The 20,086-nt window shown below is 74.2% G+C and carries 20 protein-coding genes; 11 read left to right on the forward strand and 9 right to left on the reverse strand.

Annotated features, from left to right (window positions below; all coding sequences use genetic code 11):
- Positions 1-64 precede the first annotated feature (64 nt).
- Together ACZ58X_RS33130 and ACZ58X_RS33135 are read right to left on the reverse strand one after the other, a co-directional pair.
- Positions 65-457 carry a cell division protein SepF gene (locus ACZ58X_RS33130; protein ID WP_470337282.1) on the reverse strand — a complete coding sequence of 131 codons (393 nt, stop codon included), beginning with the start codon at positions 455-457 and terminating at the stop codon, positions 65-67.
- Positions 458-726: 269 nt separating this feature from the next.
- Positions 727-1,242, reverse strand: coding sequence for a DinB family protein (locus ACZ58X_RS33135; RefSeq protein ID WP_470337283.1), 516 nt, complete (start codon positions 1,240-1,242; stop codon positions 727-729).
- A gap of 257 nt (positions 1,243-1,499) precedes the next feature.
- Between ACZ58X_RS33135 and ACZ58X_RS33140 the strand changes: the two genes are divergently transcribed.
- On the forward strand, positions 1,500-3,032 hold the full coding sequence (locus tag ACZ58X_RS33140; RefSeq protein ID WP_470337284.1) for a TolB family protein: 1,533 nt from the start codon (positions 1,500-1,502) through the stop codon (positions 3,030-3,032).
- 486 nt (positions 3,033-3,518) lie between these two features.
- Here the strand turns inward: ACZ58X_RS33140 and ACZ58X_RS33145 are convergent, their stop codons facing one another.
- From ACZ58X_RS33145 to ACZ58X_RS33160, 4 genes are all read right to left on the reverse strand, one after another.
- Positions 3,519-3,770 carry a hypothetical protein gene (locus tag ACZ58X_RS33145; RefSeq protein WP_470337285.1) on the reverse strand — a complete coding sequence of 84 codons (252 nt, stop codon included), beginning with the start codon at positions 3,768-3,770 and terminating at the stop codon, positions 3,519-3,521.
- Between the two features lie 221 nt (positions 3,771-3,991).
- Positions 3,992-4,750 carry a TVP38/TMEM64 family protein gene (locus tag ACZ58X_RS33150; protein ID WP_470337286.1) on the reverse strand — a complete coding sequence of 253 codons (759 nt, stop codon included), beginning with the start codon at positions 4,748-4,750 and terminating at the stop codon, positions 3,992-3,994.
- Positions 4,751-4,759: 9 nt separating this feature from the next.
- Complete coding sequence (locus ACZ58X_RS33155) at positions 4,760-5,311, reverse strand: HEAT repeat domain-containing protein (protein WP_470337287.1); 552 nt, start codon at positions 5,309-5,311, stop codon at positions 4,760-4,762.
- Between the two features lie 138 nt (positions 5,312-5,449).
- Positions 5,450-6,682 carry an MFS transporter gene (locus ACZ58X_RS33160; RefSeq protein WP_470337288.1) on the reverse strand — a complete coding sequence of 411 codons (1,233 nt, stop codon included), beginning with the start codon at positions 6,680-6,682 and terminating at the stop codon, positions 5,450-5,452.
- 83 nt (positions 6,683-6,765) lie between these two features.
- Here ACZ58X_RS33160 and ACZ58X_RS33165 point away from each other — a divergent pair, with 83 nt between their 5' ends.
- From ACZ58X_RS33165 to ACZ58X_RS33205, 9 genes are all read left to right on the forward strand, one after another.
- The gene (locus ACZ58X_RS33165) at positions 6,766-7,950 is read left to right on the forward strand and encodes an ROK family transcriptional regulator (protein ID WP_470337289.1); all 1,185 of its coding nucleotides are present in this window, start codon (positions 6,766-6,768) and stop codon (positions 7,948-7,950) included.
- A 111-nt stretch (positions 7,951-8,061) separates the two neighbouring features.
- The gene (locus ACZ58X_RS33170; RefSeq protein ID WP_470337290.1) at positions 8,062-8,478 is read left to right on the forward strand and encodes a TOBE domain-containing protein; all 417 of its coding nucleotides are present in this window, start codon (positions 8,062-8,064) and stop codon (positions 8,476-8,478) included.
- 54 nt (positions 8,479-8,532) lie between these two features.
- Positions 8,533-8,970 carry a hypothetical protein gene (locus tag ACZ58X_RS33175; protein WP_470337291.1) on the forward strand — a complete coding sequence of 146 codons (438 nt, stop codon included), beginning with the start codon at positions 8,533-8,535 and terminating at the stop codon, positions 8,968-8,970.
- Positions 8,967-9,722 carry a glycerophosphodiester phosphodiesterase gene (locus ACZ58X_RS33180; protein WP_470337292.1) on the forward strand — a complete coding sequence of 252 codons (756 nt, stop codon included), beginning with the start codon at positions 8,967-8,969 and terminating at the stop codon, positions 9,720-9,722. The genes ACZ58X_RS33175 and ACZ58X_RS33180 overlap by 4 nt, the downstream gene beginning before the upstream one ends.
- Positions 9,719-10,930 carry a winged helix DNA-binding domain-containing protein gene (locus ACZ58X_RS33185; RefSeq protein WP_470337293.1) on the forward strand — a complete coding sequence of 404 codons (1,212 nt, stop codon included), beginning with the start codon at positions 9,719-9,721 and terminating at the stop codon, positions 10,928-10,930. The genes ACZ58X_RS33180 and ACZ58X_RS33185 overlap by 4 nt, the downstream gene beginning before the upstream one ends.
- A gap of 89 nt (positions 10,931-11,019) precedes the next feature.
- Positions 11,020-12,102: an AI-2E family transporter gene (locus ACZ58X_RS33190; protein ID WP_470337294.1), complete on the forward strand. Its 1,083-nt coding sequence runs from the start codon at positions 11,020-11,022 to the stop codon at positions 12,100-12,102.
- Between the two features lie 78 nt (positions 12,103-12,180).
- The gene (locus tag ACZ58X_RS33195; protein WP_470337295.1) at positions 12,181-13,053 is read left to right on the forward strand and encodes a Vgb family protein; all 873 of its coding nucleotides are present in this window, start codon (positions 12,181-12,183) and stop codon (positions 13,051-13,053) included.
- 287 nt (positions 13,054-13,340) lie between these two features.
- Positions 13,341-15,077 carry an aa3-type cytochrome oxidase subunit I gene (gene ctaD / locus ACZ58X_RS33200; protein WP_470337324.1) on the forward strand — a complete coding sequence of 579 codons (1,737 nt, stop codon included), beginning with the start codon at positions 13,341-13,343 and terminating at the stop codon, positions 15,075-15,077.
- 151 nt (positions 15,078-15,228) lie between these two features.
- Positions 15,229-15,762, forward strand: a complete 534-nt coding sequence (locus ACZ58X_RS33205) for a hypothetical protein (protein ID WP_470337296.1) — start codon at positions 15,229-15,231, stop codon at positions 15,760-15,762.
- Positions 15,763-15,845: 83 nt separating this feature from the next.
- On the opposite strand, the gene ACZ58X_RS33210 is transcribed toward ACZ58X_RS33205, so the two are convergent.
- Entirely contained in the window at positions 15,846-16,226 is a 381-nt protein-coding gene (locus ACZ58X_RS33210) for a peptidoglycan-binding domain-containing protein (RefSeq protein ID WP_470337297.1), read from the reverse strand.
- 229 nt (positions 16,227-16,455) lie between these two features.
- Here ACZ58X_RS33210 and ACZ58X_RS33215 point away from each other — a divergent pair, with 229 nt between their 5' ends.
- A complete protein-coding gene (locus ACZ58X_RS33215) occupies positions 16,456-17,172 on the forward strand; it encodes a response regulator (RefSeq protein WP_470337298.1) in 717 nt (238 codons plus the stop codon).
- 184 nt (positions 17,173-17,356) lie between these two features.
- On the opposite strand, the gene ACZ58X_RS33220 is transcribed toward ACZ58X_RS33215, so the two are convergent.
- On the reverse strand, positions 17,357-18,616 hold the full coding sequence (locus tag ACZ58X_RS33220; RefSeq protein WP_470337299.1) for an FAD-dependent monooxygenase: 1,260 nt from the start codon (positions 18,614-18,616) through the stop codon (positions 17,357-17,359).
- 181 nt (positions 18,617-18,797) lie between these two features.
- On the reverse strand, positions 18,798-20,057 hold the full coding sequence (locus tag ACZ58X_RS33225) for a phenylacetate--CoA ligase family protein (protein WP_470337300.1): 1,260 nt from the start codon (positions 20,055-20,057) through the stop codon (positions 18,798-18,800).
- Positions 20,058-20,086: the final 29 nt, after the last annotated feature.

Raw genomic sequence — 20,086 nt, forward strand, 5'->3', positions numbered from 1 at the left:
GAGACGGCGGGTGTGCCGTCCCCGGTCGGGGTGGCGCGGACCGTACGGGCCCGCGCCGCTGCGCTCAGCTCTGGTTGTAGAACCCGGTGTCGTCGATCGGCCGGTCGATCACCATCACCTCGACGTCCGCCGGGGTGAGCAGGAAGACCCGGCGGGCGATCCGCTCGATGCCGCCCCGAGTGCCGAAGATCAGCCCGGAGGCGAAGTCGACCATGCGCTTGGCCTCGGCCTCGTCCATCTCGGTGAGGTCCATCACCACGGGGATGGACGCCCGGATGTGCTCACCGACCGTGCGGGCCGCCTCGAAGCCCGTCGGCCGCAGGGAGACGATCTTCGCGGGCGCGGGGACGGCCGACACCGTCTCCTGATCCACCCACTCGTCGTCGTACACCGCGGCCGGGTAGTTCCCGGAGGGCATCAGCCACCCGTTGTGGTGCTCGTCGCGAAGTGCTCCCATGCCGCGCCTCCCTGCCTCGTCCCGTCTGGTCCCCCGGGGGTGAGTGTCCTTCTTGACACGTCATCCACTCGACGGAACTGTCCGAGTATCGCACTGTTCACCGGTCCCGTGCCCGCTCGCGGCCCCCGTAAGAGTCGTGCCGTGCCGGAAACCCGGGCGGACCCGGGCAAAGAGAGCGACGCGGCGCAGCTCCGTACGGTTGCGCGCGTAGACCATATCGGTAGCGGTCACCGCCCAATTGACCTTCTGTCAACAATGCGGAAACGATTTCACTCGCCGGTCGAACCGTCCACCAGTTCGCGCAACAAATCCGCGTGACCGTTGTGTCGCGCGTACTCCTCGATCATGTGGACCAGGATCCAGCGGAGCGTCACCTCCTGGTCGTGGCGCGGCCGCTTGCCGACCGTGTCCAGCGGCAGACCGGACGCGGCCCGGCGGGCGGCCTCGATCTCGGCGCGCCAGGTGGCGAAGTCCGCCGCGACGTCGGCGGTGGCCACGTTGTCGAAGTCGCCGTCCGGGTCGGCCTCGGTCCAGTAGTGGCCGGTGGCGACCTCCGCGCCCAGCAGGACGCCCTGGAACCAGTGCCGTTCCACCTCGGCCATGTGCCGGACCAGGCCGAGCAGCGAGAGCGTGGACGGCGGGACGGAGCGCAGCCGCAGCTGGTCGTCGGTCAGGCCCGCGCATTTCAGCGCGAGCGTGCTGCGGTGGTAGTCGAGCCAGGAGGTGAGCATGGCGGCCTCGTCGGCGGCCATCGGCGGGTCCACCCGCGGGGTGAGTTCGGTCATGCCGGACATCCTGGTCGCCGACGGCCCGCCGGTGCGACCGAATTGTCGGCCGGAGGGTGGCGACGGCGGCGGGTGGCGACGGCGGCGGAGGAGGCCGGTCCGGTGTTGGCCTTCTGCCCTGCGGCACGGGCTCGTTGGTGGATTTTCCGCCGAGATCACCCCGGGCCGTTGACCGCCGGCCCTCCCGACCGATTGGCTCGGTGGAGAGCCCGCCGCCGGGAGGGAGCCCGGCCGGGCGAGCAGAGGGGACTGAGCTCATGACACGCACCACCCCGACCACCCGCGCCACCCGGAGGACCCGGACCACCCGTGACCGCCGGCTGCTGGGCGCCGGCAGCGTGCTGGCGGCCGGCGTCGCACTCGCCGTCACCGCCGCCCCCGCCCAGGCCGACCCGGAGCCGCGCGGCACCGTTCGGATCAGCACCGGGGTGAACGGCGCCGCCCCCGACGGCCAGTCCTGGAGCCAGGGCGTCAGCGCGGACGGCCGCTACGCCCTGTTCACCTCCTGGGCCAAGAACCTGGTGCCCCAGCCCACCGTCGGCGGGCGCGACGCCTATGTGCGGGACCTGCGCACCGGCCGCACCGAGCGGGTCAACCTCTCCGACTCGGGCGAGGCACTGAACGGCTGGACCGACCAGGCCGCGATCAACGCCGACGGTCGCTACGTCGCCTTCGAGAGCAACGCCGACAACGTGGTGCCCGGCATGCAGGTCAAGGGCCGCACCGAGGTGTACCTCCGGGACCGCAGGACCGGCCGCACCGAGCTGGTCAGCGGCGGGCTCACGGCCACCGACACCGACCAGTTCCACGCCTCCTACGCGCCGCAGATCAGCGCCGACGGCCGGTACGTGGTCTACGTGTCCTCCCGGACGGACCTCGACCCGACGGTGGTGGACCCCACGCCCGGAGCGGCTCCCGGGGCCGCGCCCTCCTTGGCCAGGCCGTACACCTGGAAGATCAACGTCTACCTCACCGACCGCCGCACCCACACCACCCGGCTGATCTCCCGGGACACGGCCGGCAAGCCGGGCGAGAGCACCTCCTTCCGCCCGACCATCAGCGCGAACGGGCGCACCATCGGCTTCGGCTCGCTCTCCGAGCTGCTGCCGACCGGGCCGACCCCTGCCCCCGCCGCACCCGGCGCACCCGGCGCGGCGCCGGAGCTGGCCCTGGCCCGGCCGACCACCGCCGTCTACTACACCTGGGACGCGGCCTCCGGGACGCTCGCGCCCGCCAGCTACGACGTCGACGGCAAGGTCGCCGACGCGGACTTCGACGCCACCGTCAGCCCGGACGGGCGGTACGCCGTCTACTCCCTGCCCGAGCCCGGCGGCTCCACCGGCGGCCACCGGTACCACACGGTGCTGCACGTCCGGGACCTGCGGACGGGCGCCGTGCGGAAGGTGAGCGGCGGCCTGCCGGGGACCACCTCGGTCGGCTCCTCCGGGCACGGCTCGATCACCGCCGACGACCGCTGGCTCTACTTCGACTCCGCCGCCGACAACCTGGTGCCGGGCCCCCAGCACCCGGGCTGGGACGTCTACCGCCAGGACCTGCGCACCGGCCGCACCGAACGGGTAGCCACCGCGCCGGACGGCTCGGCGGGCAACGGCTCGTCCAACGCGCCGTTCGTGTCCGCCGCAGGGAACACCGTGGTGTTCGACTCGACCAGCGGCAACCTGGTCGCCGGCACCGACACCCCGGCGGCCGAGGGCTACCAGGCCTTCGCCCGGCCGACCGGGAGCCGGGCGGGCGACGGCGACGACCAGGGCGAGGACCAGGACGACTGACCGGGCACCGCGGGCGGGGGTGCTCCCCCCCCCCGCGGCGCGGGTCAGGTGGCGCGGGCCCGGAGCTGCGCCCGTTCGCCCTGCTGCCCGAACGGCACCAGGAGTTCGACCGTCCGGCACGACCTGGCGCGGACCGTCCCGACGGGCTCGTCCGACCTCGTCAGCGCCTGCTACTTCCACACCCCGGTCGACCTGCCCCGCGTCGAGGTGCTGCGCCGCCCCGCGGCTCGCCGGGCACCCGATCGCATTCCGGAATTCGTGCACGGAACGCTGATCGGCGTGCGGGGAGCGGCTCGTAGGGCGTGTCTGACAATTCGCGTCGGATCAGCGTGCGGCGTTGGGGTGCGTGCATCGCAAGGCGGAGGAGGGAGTCCATGCGGTGGGGGCACCTCCCGGCCGAAGGCTGGGGGCCATCGGCGACTGACGACAACGCGGCGAGGTGCGTGCCCCGGCGTCGCGCGCCCGGCGGGAATTGTCAGACACGCCCTAGCAGTTACCGACCTGCACGGCCCGCCAGGGCATTCCGCACGGGTCCTGGGTCGGTCCCTGCGGGCGGACGAATCCCCACAGCGTGTGGTTCTCGCACTTCTGGACCTGGGAGAGGTCCAGGCAGGCGTTGGGGTCGAAGGTCATCGCGCCGGCCTGCGGGGCGTTGACGGTGGTGACGCCCAGGAGCGGGATGGCCATGGCGGCCCCGCCGAGGAGCAGGGAGACGGCCTTCGACGTCTTCGACTTCATGAATTGCTGCCTTTCCGCTTGCACATGAACGGCCGAAAGGCTTCGCCTCCCGGCCGGTCGAGAATGGCACGGTCAATTCGGCGAGATCAACATGGTGCACAGCGGGGCAGGGCTGGGCGAAACGGACGTGTTTCCGTGCACTAACTACGGAGTGAGGCGGGCTCGCCGTGGGCGGTGACGCTCCGTCATGTTGTAAATCTCATGGTTTAGCGGAGAAAGGGTCAGTCGGTGCGCGCACGACGGCGGGCGGCGTACGCCCGCCAGGCGCCGACCAGGCTGCCGACCACCAGCAGGGCGATCACCCCGGCCGAGACCAGGAAGGCCGCCGAGCCGGGCTGGTCCGCGCTGGCGGCGGCGGTCACGTAGACGGCGGTGGTCGGCACCACGCCGATCGCGGTGGCGAGGAGGAAGGGGAGGAAGCGGACTCCGGAGAAGGCGGCGCCGTAGTTCCCGGCCTGGAAGGGCAGGCCGGGGAGCAGCCGCAGCACCAGGACGCTGCGGAAACCCTGGTCGGTGAAGCGCTGGTCGAGGGCGCCGAGCACCTTGCCGCGCAGGTACGGCTTGAGGGCCTCCCGGCCCAGGCCCCGGCCGAGGCCGAAGGCCAGGGCCGCGCCCAGGGTGGTGCCGAGCACGGCGAGGAGCACGCCCTGCTGGATGCCCAGCAGCAGGCCGGCCACGGCGTTCAGCGCGGGGCGCGGGACGAAGGCGAGGGTGCCGACGGCGTAGACCAGGGCGAACAGCGGGGCGAACCAGTAGCCGGGCAGCCGGTCCGCCAGGCCGCCGGAGAGCAGGTCCGTCGGGCTCCACAGCAGCAGCGACCCGGCGCACGCCCCCAGCAGGACCACCAGCAGGCCGAACCGCCACCAGGGTGAGCGGCCCGAGGCCCGTTCGGCGGCCTCGTCGGGCTCGGTGACCTCGGCGGGTTCGACCGGTTCGGCGGGGGCGGCGGAGTCGGCGGGCGTGGTCAGGGCTGCGGGCACGCGCCGAGCCTAGCCGGTTCCCGCCACCGGCCGGCCCGGGGTACGCGGAGCGGTCCGCCGGTGGATCGGCCCGCCCGGGGCGTACCGGCCCGCCTTCTTCCGCACGGCTGGGCTCGGGTCCCCGGTGCGGGCCGCCGCCAGGGCCTCGGCGGCGCGGGTGTCGGTGTGGACGAATGTGCCGACCGGTTCGGCGGCCCGCGCCCGGACCCGGGGGTCGGGGTCGTCGGCGAGGTGGCGGAGGGCGGGTGCGAGGACGAGGCCCGCGCCCGGTGCGCAGGCGTCGTCCTCGCAGCGGTCGCAGGCCAGGGCGTGGAACGCGGCGATCCTGACCTCGGCGTCCGGGTCGTCGGCCATGGTGATCAGCCGGCCCATGGAGTCGGTGTCGACGAGGTGGTCCAGGAGCCGGCAGCAGCCCTCCCGGACGGCCGCGCGCTCGTCGGCCAGGCCGGCCCGAACGGCATCGAGCGCGTCCGCCCCGCGCCGGAGCAGCTCCCGGTAGGGGGCCACGGTGCGCTGGGGATCGCCCAGGCGGGCGACCAGGGCTTCGTCGTCAGTCCGCACGAATCCGAGGACGGCCCCAGTGTCGGCCCGCAACACCCGCCCGGGCAAAGGGCTTTCGCCCAGGGACGGCGGACCGCCGGGCGCTGGAGTGCGCCCGGCGGTCGGCGGCATGGGCGGGGAATCCCTGGGGAGTTCCCGTCATGTCGTGGAGAGGTCCTTTCCGGAGGCGCTCCCCGACGGTCGAGCGGTCACGTTCTCCCCGGGGGAGTTCGGCTCGGCCCGGCGCAGGGCGCCGGCGCTCAGCAGGAGGGCGAGGGCGAGCAGGGTGACCAGGCCGAAGGAGACGGTCAGGGAGGTGGCCTGGGCGAGGGCGCCGATGACGGCGGGGGCGATCAGGCCGGAGGTGTAGGTGACGGTGGCGACGCCCGCGATGGCCTGGCTGGGGTTGGTGCCGATCCGGCCGGCGGCCGCGAAGGCGAGCGGGACGATCACCGCGACGCCGACGCCGATCAGGGCGAAGCCCGGGACGGCCAGCGCCGGGGTGTCGGCGGCGACCACCAGCACGCCGCCTAGGGTGGCGACGGCGCCGCTCAGGCGGCTGGTGCGGACGGCGCCGAGGCGGCGGACCACCGCGTCGCCGGCCAGCCGGCTGACCGCCATGGTGAACGCGAAGGCGGTGTACGAGGCGGCGGCCACGGTGGCCGAGGCGCCGGTGACGTCCTTGAGGTAGACGCCGCTCCAGTCCATCGAGGCGCCCTCGCCGAACACCGCGCAGAAGCCGACCAGGCCGATCACCAGCGAGCTGCGCGGCGGCAGGGCGAAGCGCGGCGGGGCCTCGGCCTCCTCGGGGGAGCGGAGGTCGGGCAGTCCCCGGCAGATCGGCTGGGCGAGGGCGAGCAGCACGACGGCGGTGACGGCCAGCTGGAGCCGGGCGTCCAGGGCGAGGTGGGCGGCCAGGATGCCGAAGCCGGAGGCCACCAGGCCGCCCGCGCTCCACATCCCGTGCAGTCCGGACATGATCGACCGGCCGAGGCGCTGCTCGATCTCCACGCCCTGGGCGTTCATCGCGACGTCCGCCGTGCCGGCCGTGGCGCCGTACAGCAGCAGCACCGCGCACAGCGCGGGCAGCGAGGGGGCGAGTGCGGGCAGGGTGAGGGCCAGGCACCAGAGCGAGAGCAGTCCGCGGACCGCCGCCCGGCCGCCGTGGCGGTGGACGACGCGCCCGGCGAGCGGCATCGCGAGGGAGGAGCCGATGGCGGGCATCACCAGGGCGAGGCCGAGCTGCCCGGGGGAGAGGTCCAGGCGGTCCTGGATCCACGGGATGCGGGTGACGAAGGTGCCGCCGACGGCGCCGTGCACGCCGAAGACCAGCGCGATGCTCCGGCGGGCGCGGCGTGGTTCGGTGAGTGGTTCGAGGGGCGTGACGGTCATGATGCGGTTCCCTCCCGGTCCTGGTCGTCGATAAACTATCAGGAAGGGACCCTGATAGAAACACTCTGGAAGGATGATCCGCCATGACCACCGCGCGTACGGCCACGCCGAGCACCGCCCGGGCGATCAACGACCGGTTGGCGCTCAACCTCCTGCTCGAACAGGGCCCCCTGACCGCGACCGAACTGCGCGACCTCACCGGCCTCTCCCGGCCGACCGTCGCCGACCTGCTCGACCGCCTCCAGCGCACCGGCCTGGTCGCCGTCGTCGGCGAGCGCGGCGAGCAACGGCGCGGTCCCAACGCGCGGCTCTACGCGCTGGTCGCCTCCCGGGCCCACATCGCCGCCTTCGACGTCCGCGAGGGCGGCGCCAGCCTGGTCGTCGCCGACCTCGCCGGACACACCCTCGGCACCGCCGAGATCCCCGTCGAGGGCGACGGGCCCCCGGACACCGCCGCGGCGATCGTCCGCACCCTGCGGGAGACCGCGCGCGGCGCCGGCGTCGAGCGGCTGCACACCGTCGCCGTCGGCGCCCCCGGCCTGGTCGACCCCGCCACCGGCCGGCTGCACAGCACCGGCCAGCTCCCCCGCTGGCACGCCGAACTCCTCACCGCGCTGCGGGAGTTGCCCGACACCGAGGTGATCCTGGAGAACGAGGTCAACCTGGCCGGCCGGGCCGAGTACCGGGTCGGCGCCGCCCGCGACCGCGACACCTTCGTGCTGATGTGGCTCGGCCACAGCGTCGGCGCCGCCGTCATCCTCGACGGGCGGCTGCGCCGCGGCTTCTCCGGCGGCACCGGCGAGATCTGCTTCCTGCCCGTCCCCGGCGCCACCGGACTGCCCAGCGCCGACAGCTGCGAGGGCGGTTTCCACGGCCTGGTCGGCAGCGCGGCCCTGTGCGCGCTGGCCCGCGCCCACGGACTGCCCGCCGACCCGGCCGACGACGCGACCGCCGCCGAGGCCGTCGTGCGCGCCGCCCTGGCCGGCGGGGCGGCGGGCGCGGCCTTCCTGGACGAGCTGGCCGAACGGATCGCGCTCGGCGCGGCCAGCGTCTGCGTGGTGCTCGACCCCGGCTGCGTGGTGCTCGGCGGCGAGATCGGCCGGGCCGGCGGCGCCGAACTGGCCGGCCGGGTGGAGCGGTGCCTCGCCGGGCTCTCCCCGCTGCGCACCGAGGTGCGGGCCGGCACGGCGGGCGGCGGTGCCGTCCTCGCCGGGGCGGTGCTCACCGCCGGCGACGCCGTACGGCGGGACCTCTTCGGCGAGCCATAGGGCCTGTTTTCCGTCCGCGTCCCCGGTACGGCAGGATGGCCGCCGGGGGGCGCGCAACAACCCACCGGGGGGCGCGTACCCCGTCGCTCGAACCACCGTCAGGAGTCGTACATGGGCCAGCCCGAGGTGCCGGTCAACCCGTACCGGATCGGCGAGGCGGCCGCGCTGCTCGGTGTCAGCGCGGACACCATGCGGCGCTGGGTGGACGCCGGGAAGCTCGCCGCGGTGCGGGACGAGCACGGGCACCGGATCATCCCCGGCGCCGAGCTCGCCGCCTTCGCCCGGGAGCTGGCCCGGCCGGAGAACGCCGAGGCCGAGGGGCGCCCCTCCTCGGCGCGCAACCGCTTCCCCGGGATCGTCACCGAGGTGCGGCTCGGCGACGTGGCCGCCCAGGTGGAGGTGCAGGCCGGGCCGTTCCGGGTGGTGTCGCTGATCAGCCGGGACGCGGCGGAGGAACTGAACCTCGTCCCGGGCGCACCCGCGACCGCGGTCATCAAGTCGACCAATGTGATGATCGAACGGCGCTAGTGTCGGTCTGCTGACGAGACCTCGGACCCTCGGACCCTCGAAGGAAAGGCCCGGATGAACCACCCGAACCTGCCGACCACCCAGGCCGCCGTCCTGGCGATCGAGGCGGTCGCCGCCCGGCACGGCCGCACCGTCCACGCCGAGCACGACATCGGCAGCGACCGGACCTTCGCCGGGCTGGTCGGCCAGGAGGGCGAACCGGGCGCCATCCCGCACGAGGCCCTGCTGGAGTTCGACGGCAGCCCGCGCACCGCCGTCCGGCTGTTCACCCACGACGAGGCCGCCGTCACCGTCGAGGGCATCGCCTTCGACGTCCCGCGCGACAGCGTCCCGGCCTTCCTGAACTCGGTCTGGTCCGGCCTGGTGCACGTCAAGGTCCGCACCTTCCCGCCGTCCAGCACGCTGATCGTCACCGTCCCCGGGGAATCCGGCTACCGCGAGGCCCTCGGCGTCCACGACCTCACCCCCTGGCTTTCCGGAAAGATCCGATGAGCATCCCCGCCGCTGCCCCCGCGTCCGCCCCCGCCGACGTTCCCGCCCCCGCCGACCGCCGCCCGGTGCTCGCCGTCGCCCACCGCGGCGACCCGTACCGCCACCGCGAGAACACCCTGCCCTCGGTGGAGTCCGCGCTCGCCGCCGGCGCCGACGCCGTCGAGGTGGACGTCCAGCTCACCCGCGACCGGGTGCCCGTGCTGCTGCACGACACCACCCTCGAACGACTCTGGGGCGACCCGCGGTCGATCGGCCGGGTCACCACCGAGCAGCTCGCCGAGCTGCGCCAGGGCCACCTGGCCGTCCCCACCCTCGCCGAGGCGATCAAGGCCGTCGCCGCGGCCGACGGCCCCAGGCTGCTCATCGACCTCGACGAGCCCGGCCCGGCCGCCGCCACCTGGTCCGTCGTCACCGGCCAGGGCGCCGAGGACCTCGTCGCCTTCTGCGGACCCGCCACCGCGATGCTCGCCGTCCGCGAACTCAGCCCCGACGCCGAGATCGCGCTCACCTGGAAGCAGCCGCGGATGCCCGCCCCCGCCCTCCTGCGCGACCTGCGCCCGCGCTTCCTCAACCCGCCGTTCGGCCTGGTCACCCCCGACTTCGTCCGGGCCGCCGCCGACGAGGGGCTCGCCGTCTCCACCTGGACCGCCGACCTGCGCCGCACCATGCGCCGACTGCGCGACACCGGGGCCGCCTCCATCACCACCAACCGGATCTCCGTACTGCGCTCGGTCCTGGACGGCCGCCGGTGACGGTGCGCGGTCCCCAGGCGCCCGGCCCCCGGGTGCTCGGCCCCCGGGCCCTGGGCCGCGCCCTGCTGGCCCGCCAGCACCTGCTCGTCCGCACCGACCGGGCAGCCGACGAGGTCGTCCACCACCTCGTCGGACTCCAGGCCCAGGCCGTACCGCAACCGCCCTACCTCGGGCTGCTCGCCCGGCTCGACGGCTTCACCCCGGACGCGCTGAGCGCCCTGCTCGAACAGCGGGCGGCGGTCCGGATCGCGCTCCAGCGCGGCACCATCCACCTGGTCACCGCCCAGGACTGCCTGACCCTGCGCCCGCTGCTCCAGCCCGTCCTCGACCAGGCGCTGCGCACCACCTACGGCCGACGGCTCGCCGGGCTCGACCCGGCCGCGCTCGCCGCCGAGGCCCGCACGCTGGTCGAGCGGGAACCGCGCACCTTTCAGCAGCTCGGCACCCTGCTGGCCGCCACCCGCCCGGACCGCGACCCGGCCGCGCTGGCCCAGGCCGCGCGCTGCCTGCTGCCGCTGGTCCAGGTGCCGCCGCGCGGGCTGTGGGGGCGCAGCGGCCCGGCCGCCCACACCACCGCCGAGGCCTGGCTCGGCCGCCCGCTGGAGCCGGCGCCGGAGCCGGCTCCGGGCGGGGCGGACGCACCGGGCGGCTCGGACGGGCTGGACGGGCTGGACGGGCTGGACGGGCTGGACGGGCTGGACGGGCTGGACGGGCTGGTGCTGCGCTACCTGGCCGCCTTCGGCCCGGCGAGTGCGGCGGACCTGCGGAAGTGGTCCGGCCTCGGCGGCCTCGGCCCGGTGCTGCGGCGGCTCGTGCCGCGGCTGCTCACCTTCCGGGACGAGCAGGACCGGGTGCTGTACGACCTGCCCGGGGCGCCCCGGCCGGACCCGGACGTCCCGGCGCCGGTGCGGCTGGTCGCGCCCTTCGACAACCTGCTGCTCTCGCACGCCGACCGGAGCCGGGTCCTGCCGGAGCGGTACAAGGACCGGGTGATGACCCGGAACGGCCTGGTGCTCGGCACCCTGCTGGTGGACGGGCTGGTCGCCGGGACGTGGCGGTACGCGGGGCCGGAGGAGGGCGTGGTGGTCGAGCCGTTCGTCCGGCTGGCGCGGGCGGACCGCGCGGCGGCGGAGGCCGAGGCGGAGCGGGTGCTGGCCTTCGCTGGCGCGGGCGGACGGGTCCGGATCGAGGCGGCCGGCGAGGGGTAGAACGGGCGGATCGTCAGATTCTCTGCTGAGCTGGGTCGGGTCCGGACTCGTCGCCGCCGGACCCGATGACGATCCCGGCGGAGGTGGCCGTGTCCGTGGAGCGCCCGTCCGGTGGCCCGCCCGACCACCGCAGGCCGTACCTGATGCTGCCGCCCGCCGTGCGGCAGGCGGCCGCCTGGTCGGTGGCGGTGATCCTGCTGATCACCGTGGGCTCGCTGGTGGTGTTCGCGCTGGTCGAGCTGCGGGCCGCGACCGTGCCGTTCATCCTGGCGCTGCTGGGGGCCTCGCTGCTGTACCCGGTGGTGCCCTGGATGGTCCGGCGGGGTGTCAGCCGGAGCCTGGCGGCCGGGCTGACCTGCGTCCTGCTGGTCGCGGCGGTGGCCGGGGTGATCGTCCTGCTGGTCAACTCCCTGGTGCACAGCGCCCCGCAGATCGCCGGCTCGCTCCCGGCGGCCGGCCGCCGGCTGGCCGAGTGGCTGGGGCCGTTCGGGGCGAAGGTCGAGCACGCGCTGACCAACGCCAAGGGTGAGACCAACTCGCTGGTCTCGACGCTGACCAACGGCGTGCTGTCCGGCCTCGGCCTGCTCACCCAGCTGATCACCGGCGCGGTGCTGGCCCTGGCCCTGGTGTTCTTCTTCCTGCGGGACGGCCACCGCACCGGCGACAGCATCCGCGCCCACCTGCCCGGGCGCGGCGCCGAGACGGTGGTGGCCTGCGCCGAGCGGGCCTTCGAGGCGATGGCCGGCTTCATGCGCGGCACCACCCTGATCGCCCTGATCGACGCGGGCTTCATCACCGTCGGCCTGCTCGCCCTGGGCGTCCCCGGCGCCCCGGGCCTGGGCGCGCTGGTCTTCATGGGGGCGTACATCCCCTTCGTGGGCGCCTTCCTGTCCGGCACCGTCGCGGTGCTGGTGGCCCTCGCCGACGGCGGTCTGGGTACGGCACTGTGGGCGCTCGGGGTGGTGCTGACGGTGCAGATGATCGAGGGCAACATCCTGCAGCCGATCATCCAGAGCCGGACGGTCGAGCTGCACCCGGCGACCATCATGGTCGCCGTGGTGGCCGGCTCCGGCATCGCGGGCATCATCGGCGCCCTGCTGGCGGTGCCGGTCTGCGCGGCGGGCATGGGCGTGATCTCGGTGCTGCGGGGGCTGGGCACCGATCCCGGGTGAATGCGGTTGCCCGGGGTGAGGCGGGCGTGCGAGCATCGCTAATGCGACGGAGTTCGCGATAGCTTGAGAGGGGTACGGGTGGAACTGATCGACGTGGCCGAGGCGGGGGACGGGCCGTACGGGATCACGATGGGGCCCGACGGCGGGGTGTGGTTCACGCTCATCCGCGCCGGGGAGATCGGGCGGCTGGCGCCGGACGGCTCGGTGCGGCGGTTCGGGCTCGGCGCGCCGCGCTGCGCGCCGTCGGTGATCACCGCCGGCCCGGACGGCGCGCTCTGGTACGCCGAGATGAACGTCGGCCGGATCGGACGGATCACGGTGGACGGCGAGGTCTCCTCCTTCGCGCTGTCGGCGACGGGCGTCGGGCCGGGCGGGATCGTCACCGGGCCGGACGGGGCGCTCTGGTTCACCGAGGTCAACGCCGACGTGGTCGGACGGATCACCGTGGACGGGGAGGTGACGGAACACCCGCTGCCCGTGGAGGGGGCGTTCCCGGCGCACATCACCGCCGGGCCGGACGGCGCGCTGTGGTGCTCGCTCAACCAGGCCGATGCGATCGCCCGGGTGAGCACCGACGGCGCGGTGACCGTCCACCGGCTGCCCACCGCAGGCACCGCGCCGGTCGGGATCACCGCCGGTGCGGACGGCGCGCTCTGGTACGTCGGGATCGGCGGCGGGCTGGTCGGGCGGATCACCGTGGACGGGGAGGTGACGGAGTACCCGCTCGCCGACCGGGAGGCCAGACCGCACGCGATCACCGTCGGCCCGGACGGGCGGCTCTGGTTCACCGAGTGGGCCGCCGGCCGGATCGGCGTGCTCACCCCCGACGGGCGGCTGGACGGCCACGCCATCCCCGGCCGGGGCGCCGAGCCGCACGGGATCGCCGTCGGCCCGGACGGCGTGGTGTACGCGGCGCTGGAGCGCGGACAGATCGCCCGACTGACGGCCTGACGGCCTGACGGCCTGACGGCCTGACGGCCTGACGGCCTGACGGCCTGACGGGCTCGCGTGTCGACGGGCCGAATCGGCCCGGGGTCCGGGCCGGTCCCGGCCGGGAGGTCCCGGTCACGGCCGGGAACTCGGGCCCAGCGACCCCGGGCGGGCGGGCCCAACGGCCCTGGGGTGCACGGGGCGTGCGTTCGGATCATGGATCGCCATCCATTCGCACGACGTTCCGAAGGAGCGCGTCCTTGAGCGCCACCCAGGCACCGGGCGACCCGTCCCCGCCGCCAACGCCCGTGTCGGCGGGGCCGGTTCGGCCCCGCCGACCCGGCTCGGCCGTGATCAGGCTGCTGACCACCACCGACCACAAGACGATCGGCACCATGTACCTGGTGTCCTCGTTCGCGTTCTTCCTGATCGGCGGCATCCTCGCGCTGGTCATGCGCGCCGAACTCGCCCGCCCCGGAACGCAGATCCTCTCCAACGAGCAGTTCAACCAGGCCTTCACCATGCACGGCTCGGTGATGCTGCTGCTGTTCGCGATGCCGCTGTTCACCGGCTTCGCGAACTGGATCATGCCGCTGCAACTCGGCGCCCCCGACGTGGCGTTCCCGCGTCTGAACATGCTCTCCTACTGGCTGTTCGTGTTCGGCTCGCTGATCGCCGCCGCGGGCTTCGCCACCCCGCAGGGGGCCGCCGACTTCGGCTGGTTCCTCTACGCGCCGCTCTCCGACGCCGTCCACTCGCCGGGCGTCGGCTCCGACATGTGGATCATGGGAGTGACGCTGTCCGGCTTCGGCAGCATCTTCGGCGCGGTCAACTTCATCACCACGATCATCTGCATGCGCGCGCCCGGCCTGACCATGTTCCGGATGTCCATCTTCTGCTGGAACGTACTGCTCACCTCGGTGCTGGTGCTGCTGGTCTTCCCGGTGCTGGCCGCCGCACTGCTCGCCCTGGAGTGCGACCGCAAGTTCGGCTCGCACGTCTTCGACCCGGCCAACGGCGGGGCGATGCTCTGGCAGCACCTGTTCTGGTTCTTCGGGCATCCCGAGGTGTACATCCTGGCGCTGCCCTTCTTCGGGATCGTCTCCGAGGTCATCCCGGTGTTCAGCCGCAAGCCGATGTTCGGCTACGCGGGCCTGATCGCCGCCACGGTGGCCATCGCCGGGCTCTCGGTGACGGTGTGGGCGCACCACATGTACGTGACCGGGCAGGTGCTGCTGCCCTTCTTCTCCTTCATGACCTTCCTGATCGCGGTGCCGACCGGCGTCAAGTTCTTCAACTGGGTCGGCACCATGTGGAAGGGCTCACTGAGCTTCGAGACACCGATGCTCTGGACGGTCGGCTTCCTGGTCACCTTCCTGTTCGGCGGGCTGACGGGCGTGCTGCTCGCCGCGCCGCCGATCGATTTCCACGTCTCCGACTCGTACTTCGTCGTCGCCCACTTCCACTACACCCTGTTCGGCACGGTGGTGTACGCGATGTTCGCCGGCTTCCACTTCTGGTGGCCCAAGATGACGGGCAAGAAGCTCGACGAGCGCCTCGGCAGGATCACCTTCTGGACGCTCACCGTCGGCTTCCACGCGACCTTCCTGGTGCAGCACTGGCTCGGCGCCGAGGGCATGCCGCGCCGGTACGCCGACTACCTGGCCTCGGACGGATTCACCACGCTGAACACCGTCTCGACCATCGGGTCGTTCCTGCTCGGCCTGTCGATCCTGCCGTTCCTCTACAACGTCTGGAAGACCGCCAAGTACGGCGAGCGGGTCGGCTCGGACGACCCGTGGGGCTGGGGCCGCTCGCTGGAGTGGGCCACCTCCTGCCCGCCGCCCCGGCACAACTTCGTCACGCTGCCCCGGATCCGCTCCGAATCCCCGGCCTTCGACCTCCACCACCCGGACATCGCCGCCCGGGACGTGCTGGTGCACACCGGGAAGCCGGCGTCGCACCTGGGCGACGTGGAGCCGGTGAAGTACGACCGCCCGCTGAGCCGGGCGGAACGGGCCCGGGCCTCGACCATCGACGACTGAGGCCCCGCCCCCTCGAACGCCGTTCCCGCCCGCGCCGCTGCCCCCGGGCGGGCGGGGACGGCTCCCCGTGCCCCGTCATCCCGTCGTCTTCGTCAGTTTCGTCAGCTCCGTCAGCTCCGTCACTCCCCGTGCGACACCGGAAGGTCGGCCCATGACCCACACCGTCCTCGCCATCGGCACCGCCGCGCTCACCGCGAGCGGCTGCGTCTGGTACCTGCCCGCCATCGCCGACCTCCGGGCCGGAGTCGACCGGCCCCGCTCCACCCGGACCGCCGCGGCGGCCTGCGTGCTCTGGTGGGCCGCGCTCGCGCTGGCCGGCGGGCTGCTGCTCGCCTGTCCCGACTGGCGCCCCGCCGCCCAGGTGGCCCTCGCCGGGCTGGTCGGCGGCACGGCCCTACGGGTGCGGGCGCTGTGGGACCGACGCGGCGAGCAGCGGGAGACCGCGGCCCGCTGGGCCGCGCTCGACGCCGGGCCGGTACCGCGGAGCGGGCGGTCGACGGCCGTCGTCCTGGCGGGTCGGCTGCTGGTGGGCGCGGCCGTGGCCGCGCTGGGCGCGGTGGCGATCCTGCTCACCGACGGCGGCGGCTCGGCCGCGAAGGCGGCCCTGGCGGCGTTCGGCGGGGCGGGCGTGGCGCTGGCCTTCCTCCTGGTGGGCCTGGGGAACGTCCGGCGCCGGGAGCGCTGAGGTGCCGTCAGGACCGCCCGCCCGACGACGGCGTCCGGCCCGCGCCGGAAGGGGACGGCACGGGCCGGACGGGTTCGGCGGGATCAGTAGAAGGTCGGGATGTACTTGTAGCAGGGCTGGGTGTTGCTGTAGATCATGATGTCGCCGGTGATCTTGCCCACGATGCCGTCCGGGACGACACTCGGGTTGCTGTGGCTCTGGACCGTCTGGTAGCGGACCACCAGGGCCTTGGTCTTCGGGCCCCAGATGCCGTCCTCCTGCACCCGGCCGCCCGAGTCGCCCGCGACGTTGACGACCCAGTCGTTGAGGAGCGTCTGCACGCAGTGGACGGAGTTGTAGCCGTTCGGGTAGCCGTCGCCGATGTAGGAGGCGCTGGGCGAGGCCTGGGCCGGGGCGGCCAGGGTGAGCGTCGCGGCCGCGGTGGCGAGGGCGAGGGTGGTCCTGAGGGCGAGCTTCGTCCGCATGACGGGGTTCCTTCCCGGATCGGCCCGGTACGGAGTCCGGGCGGGCGGTCCTCAGCCAAACAGCGCGCCGGACGTCCCACCAGCGCGGGACGTCCCGGGACGGCGGAAGGGACGGGGGACGGTGACCGGCGAATGGGGTCCTTGGGCCCTGGGCCACCGGGGGAGGGCGGGGGATGATGCGGTGGACCCCGCCGGGAGTGTGCGGGGGTGACGAAGGTGGAACCACGTGATGGCGACCGAGGCGGAGGGCGTCGGGGCATCGGCGCCGGTCCGGGTGTTCCTGCTGGACGACCACGAGGTGGTGCGCCGCGGAGTGCACGACCTGCTGGACGGTGAGCCGGACCTGGAGGTGGTCGGGGAGGCCGCGACGGCCGAGCAGGCCCTGGTGCGGGTGCCGGCGCTGCGGCCCGACGTGGCGGTGCTGGACGTCCGGCTGGGGGACGGCGACGGGGTGTCCGTCTGCCGTGAACTCCGGTCGAGGATGCCCGACCTGGCCTGTCTGATGCTGACCTCCTTCGACGACGAGGAAGCGCTGCTGGACGCCGTGATGGCGGGCGCCGCCGGGTACGTGTTGAAGCAGATCAGCGGCACCGACCTGGTCGCCGCCGTTCGTACCGTGGCCTCCGGCCGGTCGATGCTCGACCCCGGCGCGGCCACCCGGCTGCTGAACCGGCTGCGCAGCGACGCCGAGCCCGCCCGGCCGGTGACCGCCGGGCCGGGGCTGACGGCGCGCGAGCAGGAGGTGCTGGCGCTGATCGGGGAGGGCCTGACCAACCGGCAGATCGGTGAGCGGCTCTACCTCGCGGAGAAGACGGTGAAGAACCACGTGTCCCGGCTGCTGGCCAAGCTCGGCGTCGAGCGCCGGGTGCAGGCGGCGCTGATCGCCACCGAGCTGCGGCAGTCGGCCGCCGCCCAGCCGTCGCCGCTGCGCTTCGGCCGGGGCTGACGGCCCGGCCGGGGTGGGTCGCTCGGCGGGACCACCGGCCCTCGCGAGGGGGCCCGGCCCGGGTCCGGCCCCGTGAGCTCGACCGGAAGCGGGCGCCGGAGCTGGTCATCGGCCGGTGCCTGGTCCAGGGCGTCCCGGTGCCGGGAGGCCGGACCCCCGAGCGGTGCCGTCCACGTCCTCAGGGTCAGGCGTAGGCGGGCAGGTCGAAGGCGGTGGCGGCCCGGAAGACCGCGTCCAGTTCCGGGCCGGGCCGGTCGAAGCCCGGGACGCCGTCGGCGTCCGTGTCGCCGAGCGGCCCCGCGTCGTCCCCGTCGTGGTCGCGGTTCAGGTCGAGGATGGCCTGGTTGGCCGCGACGTGGCCGCGCAGCCGCTGCTCGTAGGCGGGGAAGGCGGTGCGGTGGTCGCCGTCGGCCGCGTGCAGTTCCCCGGCCAGGACGTAGGCGGCGGTCAGCGCCACGCTGGTGCCCTGGCCGGTGAACGGGGAGCAGCAGTAGCCGGCGTCGCCGAGCAGGGCGACCCGGTCCTGGGACCAGCGGTCCATCCGGATCTGGGCCACGACGTCGTAGTGGAAGGCCTCGGTGTCCCACATCCCGGCCAGGAAGCGCGGCACCTCCCAGCGCAGGTGGGCGGCGCGCTCGGCGATCAGCTCGCGCTGTTCGGCGCGGTCGCGGGGCAGCATCCGCTCGAGCGGCTCGTCGGTGGAGAAGTCGACGAAGACCCGCAGTTCGGTGTTGTCGCGGACGGTCATCACCATGCAGCCCCAGCCGTCCTCGCCCCGGTGGACGACCTCCCAGCGGTCGAGGCCGAGGTGGTTGGGGACGCTCCAGCCGGCCACGTAGCAGCCGACGGGGTGCAGGTAGTCGCGCTCCGGTCCGAAGACCAGGCGACGGGTGTTGGAGTGCAGGCCGTCGGCGCCGACGACCAGGTCGAAGGACCGCTCCTCGCCGTTCCGGAAGCGGACCTGGACGCCCTCGCCGTGCTGGACCAGGGTGTCGACGGTGTCGTCGAAGCGGTACTCGACGCCCGGCCCGGCGGCTGCGGCGATCAGCTCCGCCAGTTCGTCGCGCAGGATCTCCACGTCGGGGCCGCCGACCGGCCCGCCGCTGACCGTCCACTCGGTGGTGCGGCGCAGCTCGCGCCCGTCCCCGTCGACCAGGGACATGCCGCGCAGGCCGGTCCGGCGGGCCCGGATCTCCGTGAGCAGCCCCATCCGGTCGACGACCTCCAGGGCGTTGCCGCGGATGTCCACGGCCTGACCGCCGCCGCGCAGGCCGGGGGCGCGCTCCACGACGGTGACGCGGAAGCCGTAGCGCCGGAGCCAGTAGGCGAGTGCCGTGCCGGCGATGCCGGCGCCGGACACCAGGACCGAGGCGCGGGGTTCGGCGGCGCCGGGGTGCGCCGGGGTGATGTGCGGGAGGGGGGTGGTCGTCACGGTGGTCGTCATGGTGGGCCTCCGGTGGGTGCGGTGCTGCTGTCGACGACCAGACTGCGCGGCGTCACCCACAGGACACGGACAGACCGCTGACAGCACCGGCGGCCCACCGGCGGCCCACCGGCAGGGCACCGGCGGGCCGCCGACAGGGTGCTGACAGCGCGTCGCCCTGCTCCCGCTCCCGTTGCTCCCGCTACTCCCGGGGCCGCTCGTCCAGGACCTGCTGGAGCTTGCCGGTCCGCGGGTTGGTGACCAGCTCCGAGCGCGGCACCCACTCCACCGTGAGCGGGTGGATGCTGCCGAGGGCGGCCTCGGACGGGTAGAGCGGCAGGGCCCGGTGCACGGCGTCGACCAGTCGGTCGGCGAGGTCGGCGGGCGGCGGCTGGCCGATGTGGCCGAGCCGCAGGATGACCCCGTCGCGGCCGTCCCAACGGCGCTGAACCAGCTGCATCCCGGCGATGTGCCGGTCCGGGTCGGCGGCGACCAGCACGCTGCGGATCTCCTCGGTGGGCAGGGTGACGGTGCCCACCCGGGCGCCCTCGGTGGTGCGGCCGAGCAGGCGGAAGCGGCGGCACTCGCCGTCGACCCAGGCGGCGCGGTCGCCGGTGGGGTAGCGCAGGATCGGCATCAGGGTGCGGAACAGGTTGGTGACCACGACGCGGCCGGGCGTGCCGGGGGTGGTGACGGGCTCGCCGGTGACCTCGTCGAGCAGCTCGACCACGGTGCGGTCGGCGAAGGCCTCGTGCACCCGGACGTCGTCGCCGGGGACGGGCGCGCCGACCAGCCCGGCGTCGTTGGAGGCGTAACCGACCGAGGCGACGGCCGCGTTGGGGAAGGCCCGGGTGAGCAGCGGGCGCAGGTCGGCGAAGAGCAGGTCGCCGCCGAACAGCAGCAGTTCGACGCCGTCGGCGCGTTCGCCGCGGGCGACCAGGCACTCGGCCACGGCGCTGAGCTTCATCGGCTCGCCGGCCAGGACGTGCACGCCGAAGCCGGTGATCAGGTCGGCGATGTAGCCGTCCGGGGCGGCGCCGCCGACGCCGAGGCGCACGTTGTCGACCGGTGCGTGGTGCAGGGCGTTCTCGATGTAGAGGAAGCCGCCGTAGAGCTCGCCGGCGGTGAACAGGTTCGCCACCCGGTGCCCGGGCCGCAGGCCGGCCCGGACCAGGCCGGCGCCGAAGGCGGTGACCGAGTCGGCGTGTTCGGTGCGGGTCCAGGGCGAGAACTTGGGGACGCCGGTGGTACCGCCGGTCTTGTAGACGCCGGCGTCGGTGAGCGGGCCGGTCAGCACGCGGTTGTCGGGCCAGGTGTTGGCGGCCCAGAAGGCGGTCTGGTCGATCACCGGGAGCTGGTCGAGCCGGTCGGCCGTCTCGGGCAGCTCGCGGTAGAGCTCGGCGTAGAAGGGCGAGTTGGCGCGGGCGAAGCGGATCAGCTCGGCCAGGGGTTTGGCGGGCATGGCGGGACTCCGTGGGGCTGGAAGCGGGT

It is taken from the genome of Kitasatospora sp. NPDC040550, from assembly GCF_055594965.1.